The organism is Bacillus sp. M6-12 (assembly GCF_002860285.1).
GTDB lineage: Bacteria > Bacillota > Bacilli > Bacillales > DSM-1321 > Peribacillus.
Window position 1 is genome coordinate 23,782 of sequence record NZ_PGVF01000022.1, and the last position, 14,247, is coordinate 38,028.

A 14,247-nucleotide genomic window follows, 5' to 3' on the forward strand; every position below is an offset into this window, starting at 1 on the left:
ATCTTCCAATCTATTAAGAATTATTCGCGGATTCGACAGCCAGGCTTCGATAGGGCTAATCCGACTGGGCCTCTTTCCTTTTACTCCACCATAATAATGCAAAACCTGTCAGGAATAAAGAGCTTGTCAGAAAAAAAACGGAGGATATCCCGGCCAAGCTTGCAACGATTCCTCCGGCTGCCGGGCCAAGAACATTACCAAGAAACCGGAAGCTGACGTTATATCCTAAGATCTCCCCCTGCATGGAGGACGGAGCAGCCTGCCTTATATAAGCCGTAATACATGGAAGCAGGCCTCCAAGGGCAATGCCTTGCAAAAAGCGAAGCAGCATAAGCTGCCAAAGCTCAGTAACAAAAGATTGCGGGATTACTATTATTGCTGCTGAAATCAGCAGCATCATAATTACTTTTTCGTAACCGATCCGATCGCCAAGCTTACCCCAATGCCTTGCAGAAAGCAGGTTGCCAAAGCCTGCTGAAGAAAACACCAGTCCGGCCAGGAATGCAATTGTATTGGCGTGGGTCAGCTGTCCGACGTAAAGAGCCAAAAGGGGCTGTACACTAAAGTTTGCAGCCTGCATGCAAGTGGAAATCAGCATGACTGATATGAGAACAGGATTTTTAAAAATATGGCTAAGTACCTGCCGTCTGCTATACGTTTTCTCTTTTTCTTTCCGGATTTCTTTTTTCGTTTCATGAACTCCAAGCGCTACTGCAGTGGCAGCAAGCGAAATCCCTGCCGCAGTCAGGATAAAGGTGTACTCGAAGCCAAATGTATCGGCCAGAAGCCCGCCGATCAAGGGACCGCACAAACCGCCTGTCACAGTTCCGGTTTGCAGAGTACCCAAAGTTCTCCCGGCCGTCTCTTTAGGAGTTTGGGAAGCGATCAGTGCCATCGAGGTTGGAATAAAGCCCGTTACCACGCCCATGATCATTCTTAGGAAGAAAAGCGCATAAACTGATTCAGCAAATCCCATCAGAAAAATGCTTAATGCAATTCCATAGCCAGTAATCATAAGAATGGGCTTGTACCCATGTTTATCGCCAAACCTGCCCCAAATAGGGGAAAAAATAAAGGCGGTCAGAAACGTAACACTAAACACATATCCAGCCCATCTCTGCACAAAGTCCCCGCTATAGGATCCCATACTATCTATGTAAAGGGATAAATAAGGAAGTATCATGGTCGCACTGCCAGCTACTAAAAAATTGCAAATCCACATAATGGTCAAATTTCTTTTTTTCTGAATTGTAAACACCTCTTTTGTTTGCTTGGTAAATATTTCGCAAGTCTAAATATAAGTATACAGGAAGACCTTCAGAAAATTTAAAAAAACGAATAATGGAAGTGAAAAATCTGCTATAATGTGAAAAAGCAAGTTCCGGCAATGTTTTCCGGGTAGATCAGTTTTTTAAGAAACTAAGTGTGAAAGGAGGAAAGCAAATGGAGGGTGAACAACAATATCTTTTCATCGACTTTGAATTTACAATGCCAGAAGGGAAGGCTAAACCGGAAGGATTCTATCCGGAAATAATCGAAGTGGGATTGGTATCAGTTATTGGCGACCGTATCTATGACCAATATTCTTCATTCGTGGCTCCTATTAAATTTCCTGTTTTAACCGACCGCTGCAAAAAATTCCTGAATATTACCCAGGAACAGGTGGACAAGGGGATTACCTTTCAGGAACTGGTATTCTGGCTTAACGAGTATGATAAGCTTCAGTCAAGCACAGTGGTAACTTGGGGGAATATGGATATGAAAGTGCTTCGCCAAAATTGCCAGCAGGCAGGATTGGAATTTCCTTTAAGCGGCAAAAAGGTAGACCTTTCGATGGAATATAAACGCTTCTTTGGAGACCAAAACCAGACAGGGCTTTGGAAGGCAGTTAAAGAATATGGAAGCGAAGGAACCGGTAAACACCATCGGGCATTGGATGATGCTCAAACCACATATAATATATTTAAATTGGTAGAAAAAGATAAAAAATATATGACAAACCATCAGTCGACCACCATTGGTGACAGGATTGATTTGTCCCAGGTATTAAATAAGCTAGCATTATAAAAGCCAAATCATCCTAATATGATTTGGCTTTTGTCTTTATAAAGAATAATAATCGACGCTGCTTTTGTCAGGGCGCTTGCACTTTTATTATTACTTAAAATAATCCTCTTCCAAGCCTCTAATCATTTCAAGGCTTTTTTCTTTCCATTCGCTGTCACCGCCGTCGAGGTCTTCCTTCATTTTTTCGACAGCCTCTCTCAGAGATTCCTTATAATCAGGAATATCCCCATCGTATGGCTTCACCATATTTACAGGAACATTTGCTTGCTCACGGAAAGCGAGGGCACGCCTTTGGTGAAAAAAGCCTACATCAATTTGCTTTGGATTATGCAGATCCCCCTGCATAGGATGCTTAGCCACTGCCAGCATTCTGACTAAAATGGCATTTGGCCTGATATCTGTAATCTCCCCGATGTATTTTCCGGTTTTGTATATGGCTGTAACTTTATCTCCGATTTGAAACTGACTATCACTCATAAAAAATCTCTCCTAACAAGTATGCTGATTTGAAAATTTGGCAGCTAATTTCTGCTGATATTTTCCAAGAAAGGATTCTAAGTAGAATTGCCTTAGTGAAAATTGGTATAATAGCAGAAGTGATTCTGTCAGAGAAGAAAGGATGTAAGGCATGACCTTTATAAATAATTTTGTATTAGCACTTTTCCTCTATTTCCCTGAGGATAAATCAGAATATATCCCTGCTTTTATAACATCTTTTTTCTTCCTTGTGGGTGCAATCCTAACTATGAAATTGATTATCCGCTTTTCAAAGAAGGAAGCACTGAAAACAAAACAGCTTGAGGAAGAAATTATGAAAAAAAACGGGAATAAACAGCATTCTATAAAGTGATACGGCGGGATTCCCGCCGTTTTTTTATACCCTTTTACAAGTACAGATGTCTTTCTAAAAGGATCCAATCCCCCAGTACCCGAAAACGGACCGCTTAAGGGAAACTGGTCTTGATTTAAGCGAAAGCACCCTCAAATTAAGCGGGATGAAATTTTTTATGCGAAAACTGCCATGAATTAAGCGAAATCGCGGATGGGAGTTAATTTTGAGATATCTTTTCCATGAGGATCGCCTGACCTACTGTTCAAGACAGCATAACATCTAATGTCAGGCAAAAGCTTTTTTTAATCTTTCAAGCCCGTCCATAAGAATACTTCTTGGGCACCCTATGTTCATCCGGACAAAGCCTTCGCCGCCCGGTCCGTACTTTATTCCTGGCTCCAGAGCAAGCTTGCCCTCCTGAATCAGCTTTATTCGCAGTTCCTCGTCCGAGAGACCTAGCTTCCTGCAATCCAGCCAAAGCAGGTAGGATGCATCTGGGGACATAGCTGAGACACCTGGAACTTCCTTGCTGACATATTCAATGGCTGTTTCGGCATTCTTCTTGATATATGCCATCAGGCTTTCAAGCCATTCTCCTCCATTCTTGTAGGCCGCTTCCATTGCAGTCACGCCAATCAGGTTTAAACCATGGAATCCGTTGCGGCGATTGACAATATTAATTTTATCCTGGAGCTCCTTGTTCGACGTAATCAAGATGGATGCCTGAAGGCCGGCAATATTAAAGGTTTTGCTTGGAGCCATGCATGTAATCGTAATATTCGCGTACCGGTCATCCAATGCTGCAAGCGGCTGATGTTTAGCAGGTTCTATGTATAAATCAGCATGGATTTCATCCGAAACAATCGTTACGCCGTATGTTTCACAAAGGTCGCCGATCCTTGTAAGCTCCTCCGCAGTCCAAACTCTCCCGCCCGGATTATGGGGACTGCATAGAAGGAATAACTTCACGCCATCCTTCAGCTTTGCTTCAAGGTCAGTAAAATCAATTTCAAAACGCCCGTTTTCAATTTTCAATTGGCTATTGACAACAGTTCGCTCATTACTCTTTATTAAATCAAAAAACGGTGTATATACCGGCGATTGAAGGAGTACTTTATCTCCAGGGTCTGTGCAAGCCTGTATCACGGTGCTCAATGCTGTAACCACACCGTGGCTGAAGGTTATCCAGCTTTTCCTGACTTCCCATTGGTGCCGATATTTCATCCAGTCCTGAATTGAAGTGTAGACAGCAGGGCCCGTGCCTGTATATCCATAAAGCGGATGATTAACCCGGTTCAGCAGAGCTTCCTGGACTGCAGCAGGTGAAGGGAAATCCATATCCGCTACCCACATTGGCAGCAAATCTTTCTCTCCGTATATCTGCAGCAGATTATCCCATTTAACAGCACCGCTGTTTTTTCTGTCAATAAGGGTTTCAAATAAATCTTCGCTCAAAGCATTATGCCTCCCATCGTGGATTCATTATGGTACTATGCATATGATAACATGTAGAGTGAAATATATAACAGGGTGATGATTGCAATGCAAATTCAAGACGTTCATAGAGAAATGAAAATCGCCTTACAAAACTGGGATCCGTTCGGCTGGGGAGAAGAAGCATACGATACGGAGATTGCAGATGTAATAATGGCTGTCCATGATTTTAATGAGCCTGGCAAATTGGCGGAAGAGATTCAGCGAATTTATGAATTTTCTTTTGAACAAATGATAGAGCTTCAGGCTTGCCTGAAAATCGCAACAGAGCTTCTGGTTATTAAAAACCGGGCCTCTTGCTCCTTTTAGCTGACAAAAACACCAGGCAAAGGCCGGGTGTTTTTGTCTAGGGCGGAGCTGTGCCTTGATTGTTCGGCATAAATAAACTATTAAAATTAAAAGGTAAAATTACTTGGCAGTTGTATCGTTTAGCTTCCCTTAACATTGCCTCTTTAGCTTTTGATAACTGCATATTTTATTTCGCTTCAGGAGGCGGGAGGACACATCGATGGTTGTTTTTTTGCTAAGAATTTTTTATAGTTTCCTGCAAAAATTGGTGCATATACCCAAACACCTCTTTAGGTTTTTCCTCCGGAAGAAGATGTCCCGTGTCTTCTATCACGATAAGTTTAGAGTTTGGCAGGTCCTCATGCAGGCGCTTTCCTGTCTGCAGCGGAACTACCTTGTCGTGTTCACCCCATATTAACAGACACGGAGTTTTAATTTTTTTTAAAGCGGCTTCAGATAAATCCCCTTTATGATGCCTGATAAACCGCGCAAGACCTCTAAAAATATCATCCTTTAAAAACGGCTGCAGATACCCGTCCACCATTTCCTGATCAATTAAATCGTGGTTGTGAACTACATTCTGAAGATTCTTTTCAATGCCTGTTTTTGCTAGCCATCTTTTTACATAAATATGAAAAAAGGGGATATAGCTCGATAATATGATTCCTTGATTCACTTTGGGAGCGTAACCGGAACTGCACAATAAAATGCACGAACCAAAAAGTTCAGGCTGCTGTCTAATCATATGTAAAGCAATTTGTCCCCCCATCGAATGCCCAACCAGAACTGAATACCTTATTCCCAGCCGTTCAAGCAGCGAAATTACCGTTTTGGCAAGATTTTCGTACGAATACATAAACCGTTGTTCTTTGCCGCTTTGGCCAAAAGGCGGAAGATCGATTGAAATTACATTATAGCTGGCAGTTAAATAAGGAATTAATCGTCTATAGCTGAAAGTGGACGACAAGAATCCATGCAGCAGGACCAGCGTAGGGGCAGTGTTGGAGTGGTGAAACTCTTCGTAATAGAACTCGTTTCCTTCTATATTCATCCTCTGACCAGACATAACCGCAGTCACATGCCATCCCACCTTTGTTTTTATACATACTTTACCCCAAATTCCCGTGAAATATTATTGAGGTGTTAATTTACTAAAAATTCTTATTTCTCGGAAGGTAAATTTGATATAATAGAAAAAATCATTCATCCTTCAGGTAATTTGAGTTTTTATCAGGACTTACATGCAATGCAGCAGGGTAATTTTCCTGTGACAAACCATATAACCAAGATAACGCTCATGGTTTTTTTAAGCTGCAATCCATGAAAATGAAAAATCTTAGTTTAAAGTTCTTAAGTGTCCAAATCCTGCGGGCCAGTCTAATCTTCCATGGCAAATGGAGAATGCTGATTGTTAACAGTTTCACTTAATCATACAGTAAATAAGGAGGATACATAGAGTATGCATCTTAATGAAAAAGAATTGGAAATATTGAATATTATAGAATCCAATAGCAGGATAGACAGCAGAGACCTGGCAAAAATGGCTGATCTGCCTGAAAACGACATTGAAATTACGCTGCAAAAGCTACAAGAAATGAAGATTATTGTTCGTTATGCAACTATTATTGACTGGGCCAAGGTTGACGAGCATCAGGGAGTTACAGCGATGATAGATGTGAAGGTTACGCCAAAACGGGGAGTGGGCTTTGATGAAGTGGCCCAAAGGATTTATAGATTCAAGGAAGTAAAGTCAGTTTACCTTATGTCAGGTGCCTATGACTTATCTATAATCGTCGAAGGAAGCTCCATGAACGAGCTGGCACGTTTTGTTTCCGAAAAATTGTCTACTTTGGACTCCGTTATCTCCACCACAACTCATTTTATTTTGAAAAAGTATAAGCACGACGGCACGATTTTTGACCAGGCAGAAGAAGATAAGCGGATTGTGGTGTCCCCATGATCAAAACAGGTTATATTTCAAAAACGGTTTCAGAGTTAAAACCTTCAGGAATCCGGCGATTCTTTGATCTTGCCGCAAATATGGAAGGGGTCATTTCTTTAGGGGTGGGCGAGCCGGATTTTATAACCTCATGGGCTGTTAGGGAGGCTGCCATCCTTTCACTCGAGCAGGGGCATACCTCATACACAGCTAATGCAGGGCTTCTTGAACTTCGGAAGGAAATTGCCGGTTATATGCAAAAGTCCTTTCAGGTAACATATAATCCAGCGGATGAAATCATCGTAACTGTCGGTGCAAGCCAGGCAATCGATATTGCACTAAGAGCAATTGTGAACCCCGGCGAAGAGGTGCTGGTCGTAGAGCCCAGCTTCGTTTCCTATGCACCGATTGTAACGCTGGCAGGCGGAATCCCGAAAACAATTCAAACTGTTAAGGAAAACGAATTCAAGCTGATGCCTGAGCAGCTTGAGGAGGCGATTACGCCTAAAACAAAAGCGGTAATGCTCTGTTCACCAAACAATCCTACCGGGACCCAGCTTAGCAGGGATAATTTGATTAGACTGAGCCATATTGTCAAAAAGCATGATCTGCTCGTTATATCTGACGAAATTTATGCAGAGCTGGCATATGAAGAAGCGTATACCTCCTTTGCAGCGATTGAAGAGATGAGGCAGCGGACTATTGTTATTAATGGGTTTTCAAAGGGGTTCGCTATGACTGGCTGGCGCCTTGGCTTCGTTTGCGCACCGGAAGAGATAGCCTCTGCTATGCTTAAGATCCATCAATATACGATGATGTGCGCTTCGACAATGGCCCAATATGCCGCTTTGGAAGCACTGAAGAGCGGCAGTTCGGAAGTGGAAGAAATGAAGAGCAGCTACAGGCGAAGACGAAATTACATCGTTAAATCCTTTAATGAAATCGGGCTCGACTGCCACGTGCCAGGAGGAGCTTTTTACGCATTTCCATCCATTCGCTCAACTGGTTTAACTTCAGAGGAATTTGCAGAAAAGCTTCTAATGGAAGAAAGGGTTGCGGTCGTGCCGGGCAATGTATTTGGAGAAAGCGGAGAAGGCCATATCCGCTGTTCATACGCCACTTCACTCGATCAGCTGCAAGAAGCGGTGAAAAAGATAGGCAGATTTGCAGAAAAGTATACTAGTGCAGTAACTAAATAGTTCTCAGAGCTAATGCCTGGATCAAAGACGATCTGGGCTTTTTATTTGAATACGAAGTATAAATTTTTTAACAAGTACAGATGACTAGCTCCAGCACCAACGCACAGGACAAGGAACACTGCGGCAGCGATACATCGCACGAAACAAAGCGACAGCTTCGTGGAATGTGGGTCAGGGCATCGATGCCATAGGACGTGGCGGATGTAGTCGATATTCCTCTTCCAGCGCGCTTCCGCTTTTTCAAAAAAAAAATGGACAAAAACGATTGTTTTTGTCCACCAAAAAGGGGGGAATACTCGAAAAACGGATATGTGCCACAACATGGAAATATACCGTTTTGAGAAGGCAACCCGGTTGGTTTGCCTAGAAAGCTTACATACAGCATTGACAGATCGCTGCCATTTTATACATAGGAGTGAAGAGAAAGGATAAATTTCGCAGAAGAAAATTGAGTATTTTTCTCTATCAAAAAGAGGGTATGTTTTTCTACCCCAATTGCATACGATGTAAGGATTCAAAAAAAAGCGTGTGCAAAAGGGAAGGAAATACAATGAGAAAAATATTAGTTTGTCTGGCGCTGCTCTCTTTATTCTGGTTTAGTTCAAAGCCGGTAATGGCCTCTGGCGGTCAATTAATCATTATCAATAAATCCACTAACCAGCTGGCATTCTATGAAAACAGCAGAATGGTCAAGGTGTTCAGGGTGGCTACGGGAAGAAAGGCTTCCTACACACCAGAAGGAAAGTTTAAAATTGTTAATAAAATAGTCAACAGGCCTTATTATAAAGGGAAAATTCCAGGCGGAGATCCGCGCAACCCGCTTGGTACACGCTGGCTTGGTATAAATGCACGCGGAACATGGGGTACCACCTATGCTATTCACGGCAATAACAATTCTGCATCAATTGGAAAATATGTAAGTTCTGGCTGTATCAGAATGCATAATGAGGAAGTAAAATGGCTGTTTTCGAAAATTAAAGTAAATACCCCAGTAGTTATAACTTCTGTAAAAAAATCTTTCCATTCGCTTGCGGCAGCAAATGGTTATAAAGCGACTGGTCCTGAAGTGAAATTAGTGAGCTCTTCCGCTTCCGTTTCATTGAAGAAAGGCAGCAGAGGAGAAGAAGTGAAAGTACTGCAAAGAAAGCTCATTTCCCTCGGCTACTCAATCGGAACGGTGGACGGTATATTTGGAGGCAAAACGGATTTCGCTGTAAAAAGTTTTCAGGCTGCCCATAAACTAAAGGCAGACGGCATTGTCGGTGCCTCGACGAAAAAAGCGCTGGAAATGATTTAATTTATAAGTCCGTGAGTTTTTAAGCAGGATTCTGCTCCTTTTACTCGTTTGGTTAAATTAATAGGCGTTTCGGTTTTTGCTGAAATTTTTTGTTTTTTGGTGGTTTTATCGGGAATTCAGATAAATATTGAATTTAAAAACTCTCTAAAACCAAAGGTAAACGGCAGCAGCAATAACCAAATAATCTATTGGATAACAAGCAAAGGACTGGCTGTATTGCTGGGGGTTAAAACAGCATATACAGCCAGCCTTTTTTGTCGGTCTTTATTTTACTCCTTCGCCGTACTTAATTTCATACAGCATTTGCATAACGCGGAGCAGGTCCTCTTCGCTGAATTCCTTCGCTTTTCGCAGGAACAGCTTAGCCTTTTTTACTCCGATTTCCTGTACGAGCTTCTCGATTTCAGGGTCGATGCCTGAAGCAGCAGGCTGATATTCCTGCTCCAGCAATTCAGATGCGGGGATATCAAGGACGGTAGATAGCTTCATGACAGTTTGCATATCGGGGATTTGTTCACCTGATTCATACTTTTCGATTGTTTTTGTTCCACAGCGCACTCTTATTGCAAGCTCCTGCTGTGTCATGTTTCTTTTTTCACGGCAAGCTTTAATGTTTTTTGCCAGATTTGACATGATTCCTCCCCCTTCCGATTCGTTATATTCATATCATATCATTTATTTTTGATCTGAAAGCGGGATATTATGAAACTATTATGAAGAGAGCTTCGTTTAATATGCAAAATCAAAAATAATAATAACTCTGTTTGGAAATGGAGGGGTGTCTAGTGAATGAGGAAGAGCTGATTCGCAAAGCTCAGGCTGGGGATAAGCAGGCCTTAAGTGATCTGATAGGACTGTATTATCCTGCAGTAGAAAGGTTTGCCTATCAGATGGGAAATACTGCGGATGAGGTAGAGGACATTACACAGGAAGTGTTCATTAAAGTTTTCCGGTTTATTCACCAATTTTCCCATGCGAAATTTTCGACATGGCTTTATAAAATAACCTTAAATACCTCTAAGGACTATTCGCGCAAAAAAACGGGCTACTTTAAAAAACTGCTGCGGCTGCAAAAGGAACGTCCTCCTGAGACACTTGATTCAGAGCAATACGCCCTGAAAGGGGAAGAAGAAAAAAGGCTGCATGAATGCATTCAGCACCTGGATGAAAAATATAAGGTTCCAATTATTTTATTCTACTTCCATGATAAAAAATATGAGGAGATTGCAGATATTTTAGGGCTTAACCTGTCCACTGTTAAAGTCAGGATTATGCGAGCAAAGGAAGCGCTGAAAAAACGGCTGCAGCAAGCTGGAGAAAAGGAGGGGGAACAAAGTTGGATGACAAAATACTAGATCAAAAATTGGAAAATCTCAAACAATCCTATAATAAGATGCCATTATTGTCGGATCCGGAAGCAATCATTTCGGCCGTCAAGAAAAGCTCCAGGAAGCGATATAGGCCCGTCCCATTTATTGCATACGCAGCAAGCTTAGCGGGGGTAGCACTCATTTCAGTTATTCTTGCCATGTTTTTCATGGAAAGCAGCAAAGAAAATGAAAGCCGCCAGCCTAGTGATACCCCTCCTAAACAGGTTGAAGAAAACCCGGAGCCCGCCCCAGCCTATGAGATCAAGAATTTTGAGGAACTGGAGATTTATTTTTCGAAAAAGGAGCAAGAAACAGAGAATTTAGCCGGCATTGTGAATTTTTCTGGAACTGAACTGGCCGCTGGGGTTCAGGCAGCGATCGGAACAGCCAAGCAGGAGAACCTTACAGGCGAGCCTTTGCTTCAAAAAATCGCATCATTAAAAGCTGAAATTGATAGGCTCCTAACCGCGCCGGTAAAATATAAACCAGAGTACGGACAGGACAATCAACAAAAATTTGAAGGCAAATTCGTTGAATACCTAGAGCAGCTGCGGCGGTTTTTGCCTCTTTATAACGATCGTATTAGCCAGATGGAAGCATTGATTTCCAGGGAAAATATCAGCCAGGATTTTCATGAGCGGCTGGCCATCCTAAATAAAGGTGGCGTATCCGTATCAAATAAAGAACTTGACCGTTATTTGCAGGGGATTAAACAGAACGGCTATCATTTTGTCGATCGAGGAGAAGGAATGTTAAGTGTTGATATAGATTACGAAACATTGTCCAAGGAAGCAGCAGATAGTTCTTCCGCTAACATAAAGGACTATTTGGAGCTGAAAAAATCTGAGCCTGTACTCGCAGATGGAGCATTGCTGACTTCATGGGAAGAAATGGGGGAACAACTGATTGATTATGAACAATTGATGCAAGGTATGGAAGATGGCCCGCTAAAACAAGAGTTAAAGTCTGACTATAAAAAGTTTTATGGGATATTTCTTCAGGGGCTTCCAAACACACCTGTTGTTTCTGAGGAAGGGACAATTAAAATAGAAGTAAGGGAGGCCTGGCAGCACGTATTATCGAATTATCCAGATACAGAAACCGCAAAGTTTATTGAGCAGTACTATAATAAACTCGAAAAAGCATCATTTACTGCAGAAAGAGATTCCGATACTAAAGAGCTGCCAATTCCGGAGCTAAAGTAGTATTAATGTTTAAAACATGGTGGAAGGAGGAAACATCTTAAGGGATGGTTCCTCTTTTTTCCGTTTTCAGCAGGGCGAAAAATAGCAGAACTGTGTGATAAGGGTTTTTGATTAAAAAGCATTAATATGATATAATATTTTATTGTGTGAAAAAGACGAAAAAATTCATTTAAATTAGGAGTGTTACCATGTCAGGAAAATATGAAGTTGGAACAGTTACCACGGGTAAAATTACAGGCATTCAGCCATACGGAGCGTTTGTTGCTTTGGATGAGTCTACACAAGGACTAGTGCACATTTCAGAAATCACTCACGGATATGTAAAGGATATTAACGAGCACCTTAAAGTTGGAGATGAAGTAAACGTTAAAGTTCTTTCTGTTGATGAAGAAAAAGGGAAAATCGGATTATCAATCCGTGCAACAGAAGAAGCTCCTGAACGTCCAGCTGGACAGGCGAAAAAAGCTCCTAAAAAGCGCCAGGCTGCTGTAAAAGCTACAACTGAATCCACTGAAGGCTTCAACACATTAAAAGATAAGCTTCAAGAATGGATCGACCAATCACAGCGCGACGATTTAATCAAAAAATAATCCCGCTTTAACCAGGTGCTGCTGCAGTATCTGGTTTTTTATTTGCAGTTTTGATAGGTCCAGGTAAACTTGGAGCATGCAGAACCAGCTGCCCTTACCGGGCGGGGGTATCTTACGGCAAACCTGAATAAATGTTGGAATTCTAGTGTGGTTTTTATAAGAATCCGTCCATTGCTATGCTAAAATTAAATCCTCTAAACATCATTTTTTAGGCGTTTAACTTTATCATCGTGTTTTGCGGAATTATCTAACATCCTTTCCAGCCTTTCATTCAACTTTCTGTATTTATCGTCTGCTCTTTCCTCTTATACCCCCCGTACATCTCAATTTCCCAATAGGTATGTGTTAACTTTCCCATTTTATCGTTTAACTTTTAATTTTTTTCGGTCAACTTTCCGATTTTATCGTTTAACTCTTGGTTTTTCTCGATAAGCTTGTCCGTTTTCATCAATATTTGTTGAACCCCAGGCACGCATACTCCCGCTATCCTAGAAGAATGTCTCCATAATCAAGGACGATGGATTTGCCATTTTTTTAACCTGTATTGCAGATTCTGCCTGCTCATGCCAAGTGACTCAGCTGTTTTCGTAATGTTATAGTCATTCTGCTTAAGAACTTTTATAATGTAGTATTTTTCCGCATCCGCCATGTACTCCTCAAGGGATTTGCCGCTTTGACTGCTATTGGGGACATCGGTCGTTTCCGTTACATAATGCTTGAATTGAGACTTTTTTCGAAAAGAAATTGGGAGGTGCGCAAAGGAAATAGCTGATTCATATTCGACCAGATTCATGGATCCCTCGATAAGGTGTTCCAGTTCCCGCACATTTCCGGGCCAATCGTACGAAAGAAATCGTTCAGTCACATCAGCATCAATTGACTTAACATTCATTCCAAATAACTGGCTGTATTTTTTAATAAAGAACTCCCCAAGTGCAGGAAGATCTTCCAGACGATCACGCAGTGGCGGGATGAAGAGTGATACAACGCTAAGCCGGTAGTATAAATCCTTTCTTAACCGTTCTGAAGCAATCGCATCGATGGGATCTTCATTAATCGTAGCCATAATTCTTACATCAATAGCCAGATCCTTTGTATCTCCGATGCGGCGGACAGTCTTTTCCTGAATCACCCTTAGGAGCTTTGCCTGGAGGGATGGATTAAGTGCATTAATTTCGTCCAGCAGCAGTGTGCCGCCCTGTGCCTGTTCAAATAGCCCCGGGCGATCAATTGAGCCGGTGAAAGCACCTTTTTTAGTCCCAAACAGGATACCCTCAATAAGCGAATCCGGAAGTGCTGCGCAGTTTTGTGAAATAAAGGGGGCCCCAGACCGGCTGCTGCCATTGTGAATGCTTTGGGCAAATAACTCCTTGCCGGTGCCGGTCTCGCCTGTAATCAGCACAGATGAGCTTGTACGGGTCGCCCTTTTGCTTGCTTCAATGACTTCCTGTATTTCCGGGCTTTTGCCAATAATGCTGTCAAATGTATATCGGGTATTGCCTTTATGCAGGATATTTTCGCGGATAATCTTTTCAAGCCTGGTTACATCACGGGCAATTTCCATGGCACCAATCCGGAGAGGGCCATCCGTAATAGGAATTGTTTTATTGATCGCAGTTATTTCCTGGCCTTTATTGTTAAAATAAGATTGCTTAACATTTTCTGTGGCCTTTCCTTTTTGAAGAGCCTGAATAAGTGTACTTTCATCTTTCTTATTAAAAGAGAAAACATCAAGAATGTTCTTATCGAGGACATCCTCCATGTTCATTCCTTCAATTTCCATCATTTTTTTATTGTATATAATCGTATTTCCTTCACCGTCGATCACATGAATCCCATTATCGATCTCATCAAGGATTTTTCGATAAATCTGGATTAGTTGTATTTCATTAAGATTACTTTTCATTGGCTGCTCCTTAATGTTTTTCATAACTATTGTAAAAAATGAAGCTGAAAGGACGCAAGG

15 protein-coding genes are annotated in these 14,247 nt (G+C 41.8%); 9 read left to right on the forward strand and 6 right to left on the reverse strand.

Translation table 11 applies throughout. The features are described 5' to 3' along the window. Positions 1–55: 55 nt before the first annotated feature. Positions 56–1,222, reverse strand: a complete 1,167-nt coding sequence (locus CVD28_RS21245) for an MFS transporter (protein ID WP_101596377.1) — start codon at positions 1,220–1,222, stop codon at positions 56–58. A gap of 221 nt (positions 1,223–1,443) precedes the next feature. Between CVD28_RS21245 and kapD the strand changes: the two genes are divergently transcribed. Continuing rightward, on the forward strand, positions 1,444–2,067 hold the full coding sequence (gene kapD, locus CVD28_RS21250; protein WP_101596303.1) for a 3'-5' exonuclease KapD: 624 nt from the start codon (positions 1,444–1,446) through the stop codon (positions 2,065–2,067). Positions 2,068–2,157: 90 nt separating this feature from the next. Here kapD and CVD28_RS21255 read toward each other — a convergent pair whose 3' ends face one another. Beyond that, complete coding sequence (locus CVD28_RS21255) at positions 2,158–2,544, reverse strand: kinase-associated lipoprotein B (RefSeq protein WP_101596306.1); 387 nt, start codon at positions 2,542–2,544, stop codon at positions 2,158–2,160. A gap of 151 nt (positions 2,545–2,695) precedes the next feature. Between CVD28_RS21255 and CVD28_RS21260 the strand changes: the two genes are divergently transcribed. After that, on the forward strand, positions 2,696–2,917 hold the full coding sequence (locus CVD28_RS21260; protein ID WP_101596309.1) for a hypothetical protein: 222 nt from the start codon (positions 2,696–2,698) through the stop codon (positions 2,915–2,917). 267 nt (positions 2,918–3,184) lie between these two features. Here the strand turns inward: CVD28_RS21260 and CVD28_RS21265 are convergent, their stop codons facing one another. Next, positions 3,185–4,354 carry a MalY/PatB family protein gene (locus CVD28_RS21265; RefSeq protein ID WP_101596312.1) on the reverse strand — a complete coding sequence of 390 codons (1,170 nt, stop codon included), beginning with the start codon at positions 4,352–4,354 and terminating at the stop codon, positions 3,185–3,187. 87 nt (positions 4,355–4,441) lie between these two features. On the opposite strand from CVD28_RS21265, the gene CVD28_RS21270 reads away from it, so the two are divergent. Then, the gene (locus tag CVD28_RS21270) at positions 4,442–4,702 is read left to right on the forward strand and encodes a DUF1871 family protein (RefSeq protein ID WP_101596314.1); all 261 of its coding nucleotides are present in this window, start codon (positions 4,442–4,444) and stop codon (positions 4,700–4,702) included. A 214-nt stretch (positions 4,703–4,916) separates the two neighbouring features. Here the strand turns inward: CVD28_RS21270 and CVD28_RS21275 are convergent, their stop codons facing one another. Next, complete coding sequence (locus CVD28_RS21275) at positions 4,917–5,759, reverse strand: alpha/beta fold hydrolase (protein WP_308315115.1); 843 nt, start codon at positions 5,757–5,759, stop codon at positions 4,917–4,919. A gap of 381 nt (positions 5,760–6,140) precedes the next feature. Here CVD28_RS21275 and CVD28_RS21280 point away from each other — a divergent pair, with 381 nt between their 5' ends. The 3 genes from CVD28_RS21280 to CVD28_RS21290 all read left to right on the forward strand — a co-directional run bounded on the left by CVD28_RS21280 (position 6,141) and on the right by CVD28_RS21290 (position 9,116). Then, positions 6,141–6,641 (forward strand): Lrp/AsnC family transcriptional regulator, encoded by a 501-nt coding sequence (locus CVD28_RS21280; RefSeq protein ID WP_101596317.1) that lies wholly within the window; start codon positions 6,141–6,143, stop codon positions 6,639–6,641. Continuing rightward, positions 6,638–7,819 carry an aminotransferase gene (locus CVD28_RS21285; RefSeq protein ID WP_101596319.1) on the forward strand — a complete coding sequence of 394 codons (1,182 nt, stop codon included), beginning with the start codon at positions 6,638–6,640 and terminating at the stop codon, positions 7,817–7,819. The genes CVD28_RS21280 and CVD28_RS21285 overlap by 4 nt, the downstream gene beginning before the upstream one ends. A gap of 550 nt (positions 7,820–8,369) precedes the next feature. After that, on the forward strand, positions 8,370–9,116 hold the full coding sequence (locus tag CVD28_RS21290) for a L,D-transpeptidase family protein (protein ID WP_101596321.1): 747 nt from the start codon (positions 8,370–8,372) through the stop codon (positions 9,114–9,116). A 264-nt stretch (positions 9,117–9,380) separates the two neighbouring features. On the opposite strand, the gene CVD28_RS21295 is transcribed toward CVD28_RS21290, so the two are convergent. Continuing rightward, the gene (locus tag CVD28_RS21295) at positions 9,381–9,749 is read right to left on the reverse strand and encodes a helix-turn-helix domain-containing protein (RefSeq protein WP_101596323.1); all 369 of its coding nucleotides are present in this window, start codon (positions 9,747–9,749) and stop codon (positions 9,381–9,383) included. A 152-nt stretch (positions 9,750–9,901) separates the two neighbouring features. Here CVD28_RS21295 and CVD28_RS21300 point away from each other — a divergent pair, with 152 nt between their 5' ends. The 3 genes from CVD28_RS21300 (at position 9,902) to yugI (ending at position 12,281) form a co-directional block, all read left to right on the forward strand. Next, a complete protein-coding gene (locus CVD28_RS21300; RefSeq protein WP_101596324.1) occupies positions 9,902–10,471 on the forward strand; it encodes an RNA polymerase sigma factor in 570 nt (189 codons plus the stop codon). Further along, positions 10,453–11,691 (forward strand): hypothetical protein, encoded by a 1,239-nt coding sequence (locus CVD28_RS21305; RefSeq protein WP_101596327.1) that lies wholly within the window; start codon positions 10,453–10,455, stop codon positions 11,689–11,691. Before CVD28_RS21300 ends, CVD28_RS21305 begins: the two co-directional genes overlap by 19 nt. A gap of 188 nt (positions 11,692–11,879) precedes the next feature. Beyond that, positions 11,880–12,281 (forward strand): S1 domain-containing post-transcriptional regulator GSP13, encoded by a 402-nt coding sequence (gene yugI / locus CVD28_RS21310; protein WP_101596329.1) that lies wholly within the window; start codon positions 11,880–11,882, stop codon positions 12,279–12,281. Positions 12,282–12,789: 508 nt separating this feature from the next. Here yugI and CVD28_RS21315 read toward each other — a convergent pair. Further along, entirely contained in the window at positions 12,790–14,187 is a 1,398-nt protein-coding gene (locus CVD28_RS21315; RefSeq protein WP_101596331.1) for a sigma-54 interaction domain-containing protein, read from the reverse strand. Between the last annotated feature and the right edge of the window lie 60 nt (positions 14,188–14,247).

Coding starts and splice junctions, on each gene's coding strand:
- CVD28_RS21245 (WP_101596377.1), bottom strand. CDS start 1,222: ATGTGGATTTGCAATTTTTTAGTAGCTGGCAGTGCGACCATGATACTT.
- kapD (WP_101596303.1), top strand. CDS start 1,444: ATGGAGGGTGAACAACAATATCTTTTCATCGACTTTGAATTTACAATG.
- CVD28_RS21255 (WP_101596306.1), bottom strand. CDS start 2,544: ATGAGTGATAGTCAGTTTCAAATCGGAGATAAAGTTACAGCCATATAC.
- CVD28_RS21260 (WP_101596309.1), top strand. CDS start 2,696: ATGACCTTTATAAATAATTTTGTATTAGCACTTTTCCTCTATTTCCCT.
- CVD28_RS21270 (WP_101596314.1), top strand. CDS start 4,442: ATGCAAATTCAAGACGTTCATAGAGAAATGAAAATCGCCTTACAAAAC.
- CVD28_RS21280 (WP_101596317.1), top strand. CDS start 6,141: ATGCATCTTAATGAAAAAGAATTGGAAATATTGAATATTATAGAATCC.
- CVD28_RS21285 (WP_101596319.1), top strand. CDS start 6,638: ATGATCAAAACAGGTTATATTTCAAAAACGGTTTCAGAGTTAAAACCT.
- CVD28_RS21290 (WP_101596321.1), top strand. CDS start 8,370: ATGAGAAAAATATTAGTTTGTCTGGCGCTGCTCTCTTTATTCTGGTTT.
- CVD28_RS21295 (WP_101596323.1), bottom strand. CDS start 9,749: ATGTCAAATCTGGCAAAAAACATTAAAGCTTGCCGTGAAAAAAGAAAC.
- yugI (WP_101596329.1), top strand. CDS start 11,880: ATGTCAGGAAAATATGAAGTTGGAACAGTTACCACGGGTAAAATTACA.
- CVD28_RS21315 (WP_101596331.1), bottom strand. CDS start 14,187: ATGAAAAGTAATCTTAATGAAATACAACTAATCCAGATTTATCGAAAA.